Raw genomic sequence first — 4,035 nt, forward strand, 5'->3', positions numbered from 1 at the left:
AGCGGGCGCGGCTCGACGCGGAGTCCGCGCGCGCGCAGCTCGCCGAGCTGCAGGCCCGCGAGACCGAGCGCGGCATGGTCGTGACCCTCGGCGACGTGCTGTTCGAGACCGGCCGCGCCGAGCTCAAGCCCGGCGCCGCGCGCAATCTCGACCAGCTCGCCCAGGCGCTGCGCAGCGACGGCCGCAGCCAGGTCGCGATCGAAGGCCACACCGACTCGACCGGGTCGCGCAATTTCAATCTCGACCTGTCGCTGCACCGCGCCCAATCGGTGCAGGCCTATCTCGTCGGCCACGGCGTCGACCCGTCCCGCATCACCGTGCGCGGCATGGGCCCGGATTTCCCGGTCGCCGACAACGCGAGCAGCGGCGGCCGCCTGCAGAACCGCCGCGTCGAGGTCATCGTGCAGAACGTGGTGGCTTCGCGGTGAAGAAACGGGGAGCGACGGACGTCGCTCTCCGGTTTTTTTTTTTGGGAATCGGGAATGGGTGAAAGGCCGGGAATCGAGAATAGGGAGCCGTGACAGCAGAGCTTCGCGCTCTGCTGTAACTCGCTTGGTCGGACCGAAGCGAGGGAACCGGGATTCGCGCTCGAACGATTCCCTATTCCCTGTTCCCTATTCCCTGTTCCCTGTTCCCCATTCCCGATTCCCTCGTAGATCAATGATGCCCGTACACCCCGCCGCCCTTGCCGTCGGGCAGTACGACCTTGACGTTCTGCATCATGCCCTGGTCCTCGTGGTCGAGGATGTGACAGTGCAGCACGTATTCGCCGATGTAGCGCTCGTAGCGCGTGCGCACGTAGACGTCGAAGCCCTGCTTGATCCAGAGCGTGTCCTTCCAGGCGCCCTTCAGGCCGTCGTAGGAGCTGTCGCCGCTGCCGGGCACGCTGACGTCGCGATTGCCGTTCTTCGTGTCGAGGATGCGGTCGATCTGGAAGGGGTTGACGTGGATGTGGAACGGGTGATCGCCGGTGGCCGAGGTCAGCTTCCATTCCTCGCTGCGGCCGAGCACCAGGGTACGCGAGGCCTTCGGGTCGTAGGCGTGTTCGTCGACGCGGAATTCCGTGCGCTTGGTCTTCTTGTCCGGAGCGGCCGGATCAGGCACGTCGACCGAGACGATGCTGAACTGCATGGTCTGGCCCGGCGGTGTGAGCTCCGATTCGTCGACGTCCGGATGCGGCACGAACGCATCCAGGCGCAGACCGCCGGCGATGCCGTCCTTGATCCTGCCGGCCATGGCCGGGTCCTGCGTCGCGTCGGCCATGGCCGAGAGCGTCGTGACCAGGTACTGCTCCACGTCGCCAGTCACGTCGCTGCCGGCGCCGACGGCGACCTTGCCGAGCAGCTGGCGGCTCTCGGCCGTCCAGCTCACGCTGTCGTCGGCCTTCGCGTCGCCGTCGATGACGCAGTAGTCGCCGGGTTCGGGGAACACCACGAGCACGTCGCTGCGATAGCCCGGCTGCAGCACGTTCGCGGTCTTGCGGATGATCCGGGAATGAGTCAGGCCGTCGCTCGCGATTTCCCACTGCGGCAGCAGCTCGCCGGTGCAGTTCGCGTCGATCCACGACTGCTGTTCGGCGACCTTCAGGCGATCGAACGCCTTCGCGCCGCGCTTCATCTTGCGGAACTGCAGGTTGACGCTGTTGCGCACGCCTGCGTGCACGACGCGCCAGCGTTCGAGCGCGCCGGCGCGGGCGTTCGCGAACGTCGGCAGCACCCGGCCGTTGACGCTGGTATAGCGGCCCGACTCGGTCCAGGTGGTCTGGCCGAACTGGTCGTACTTGTCGACCTTGCCGACGTCGGGCTTGCCCTCGTCGTCCTTGTCGCAGATCCATGCGACGACGACGTCCTTGCCGTCGCGGCGCACGGTCTTCTTCTTGATGTTGCCGTCCTTGTCGCGGCAGGCGTACTGGACCTGCTGCAGCTGCACGACGCGCTCGGTCACGCGCACGCCGCCGGGCTCGAACAGCAGCGTGTCGATGTCGCCGGTCTGATTGTCGGTCGGTTTGCGGCTGCCGCGCACGATCAGGGTGCCGGCCATGCCGCTAGCGACCTGCAGGGCCGTGGAGCCGTGCATGTGCGGGTGATACCAGAACGTGCCCGAGGGATGGTCCGGCGGAATGTTGTACTCGTATTCGAACTTGACGTTCGGCAGCAGCGCGATGAGCACGTTGTCGCTGTTGCCGGCCGGGCTGACCCAGAGGCCGTGGGAATGCAGGTTGGTCGAGTTGAAGCAGTGCGGCACGTTGATGTTCGGCACGCCCTTCGCGCAGTCGGGCTCGGCCGGCAGCTTGTTGTGCAGCGGAATGCGCACGGTCTCGCCGGGCTGCACCTCGATCAGCGGCGCGACGAACGGCACCTTGGGATCGGTGCCGGGACTGCGGTAGGAACGCAGATGGACGTGGTCGTCCTGGCCCGTGGCCGGATTGAAGATCGTCGAGTCGGTGAACTCGATGTCCAGCGGAATGCAGACTTCGCGCGAGCCCAGCGGCCGCTGGCAGGGATTCGCCGGTGTGGCCGCCAGCTCGGCCGTGGTCTTGCGTACGAGATCGGCGCCGCGGCGGATCTGTGCGGCGACCGGCGGCGCATCGATGCGCTCGGCCGCGGCGGCCGCACCGGCTGCGGCGAACAGCAATGCCGGCAAGGCCCGGCGCGCCATGGATTGCAGGACCCGCGCCGCATCGCGCCGCGCTACGAACGCACCGTCAGCCTTCATCGGATTTTCCCCTTGGAGCCCTGGAAGCGGACCTGGCGGCCCGGTTGGACGCGCTGCCCCTGACGCGGCGCCACGCTAACACAATCGCAAAATTGCGACAAAAGCTATCAGGCGCAAACGCGCCGCAACCGCCCCGTCTCAGCGGCGAAAATCCTCGCTGAGCACGACCGAGGTCGACACCGACGCGACTTCGGTCTGCACGGCGAGCCAGTCGCGCAGGCCGTTCAGCGCGGCCAGCGAATCCGCGCAGGCGCTGAGCACGAGGTCGATCTCGCCGCCGATCGAGCAGCAGCGCTCGAACTCGGGCCGCTCGCGCAGGCGACGCACCAGCGCGGCGGCCGGCGTCTGGCGCAGGCGCACCTGGAAATAGGCCTGCACCGATTCCGGCGTCTGCGGCCAGGCGACTTCGGCGCGATAGCCGCGGATCACGCCGCTGCTCTCGAGCTTCGCGACGCGTTCGCGGACCGAGCTGCGCGCGAGACCGACGCGCGCGGCGATGGTTTTCAGCGGCAGGCGCGCGTTGCGGTACAGCAGTTCGAGCAGCTGGCGGTCCTTGGCGTCGATGGCGGGCATGGCGGCGGGCTCTGCGTAGGGTTGCGGCGGCACGGCTCCGATGCCCTGCCGCGCCGGTTCTCGATGGACGGCTCCGGCGCGCTCCGCTGCGCCGCTCCCTGCCCTGCCCCTGCGTATCGCGTCCGCTGCCGGCGACGTCCGCATCCGTCCCGCCGCAGGACCCGCCGGCGGCACCGGCCAAATGGCGGCGACCAGGTCCGATTCGGCGGCGGCGCCGGCAGCCGCGATCGCGTCCAATGCAGCCGGCGCCGCGACTTTCGCGCGGCGCCGCGCCGCTGTCATGCCGTAACCGTCGCGCCGAGCGTCGATTTCGGTATGAGAAGACGGATTCGTGAAGCCGGCCGCGAAGCGTCCGCCACGTTTCCGCTGCGGTTCCCCACTGGCATTCCGGCCTTGCGCGGCCCGGCGCAGGGCGCCGCGCGTCATGTTTATTTTTATCTTTTTTATTCAGTTATTTTTTGTTCACATCCGGACGATTTTGTCCGCGGATATGACAATACGGCGACGGCCGCGCCTCCTAGATTTGCCGCCGCTCCGGACCAAGGCCGCGACGAGCCGTTCCGAAGCACGGGGGAATCCATCATTCGGGAGGGAAGTCATGTTCCGCACCACGCGTTACCGATCCGTCACCCTGGCCGCGGCGCTGCTGTTCGGCAGCGGCTTCGCAGCGGCGTCCGTCACGGCCGCGGCCGCCACGAGGCCCGGCGCCGGCAAGTCCGCCGCCGCCGAAGCCGCCGTCACCACCGC

3 protein-coding genes are annotated in these 4,035 nt (G+C 68.1%); 1 reads left to right on the top strand and 2 read right to left on the bottom strand.

The window, feature by feature from the left end:
- A partial coding sequence (locus NON22_RS21160) for an OmpA family protein (RefSeq protein ID WP_257388971.1) occupies nucleotides 1-428 on the top strand: 428 nt, incomplete at its 5' end.
- 229 nt (nucleotides 429-657) lie between these two features.
- Here NON22_RS21160 and NON22_RS21165 read toward each other — a convergent pair.
- Both NON22_RS21165 and NON22_RS21170 read right to left on the bottom strand, forming a co-directional pair.
- Entirely contained in the window at nucleotides 658-2,715 is a 2,058-nt protein-coding gene (locus NON22_RS21165; RefSeq protein WP_257388972.1) for a multicopper oxidase family protein, read from the bottom strand.
- Between the two features lie 138 nt (nucleotides 2,716-2,853).
- Nucleotides 2,854-3,288, bottom strand: a complete 435-nt coding sequence (locus NON22_RS21170; protein ID WP_257388973.1) for an Lrp/AsnC family transcriptional regulator — start codon at nucleotides 3,286-3,288, stop codon at nucleotides 2,854-2,856.
- Between the last annotated feature and the right edge of the window lie 747 nt (nucleotides 3,289-4,035).

This window comes from Tahibacter caeni, assembly GCF_024609805.1.
GTDB lineage: Bacteria > Pseudomonadota > Gammaproteobacteria > Xanthomonadales > Rhodanobacteraceae > Tahibacter > Tahibacter caeni.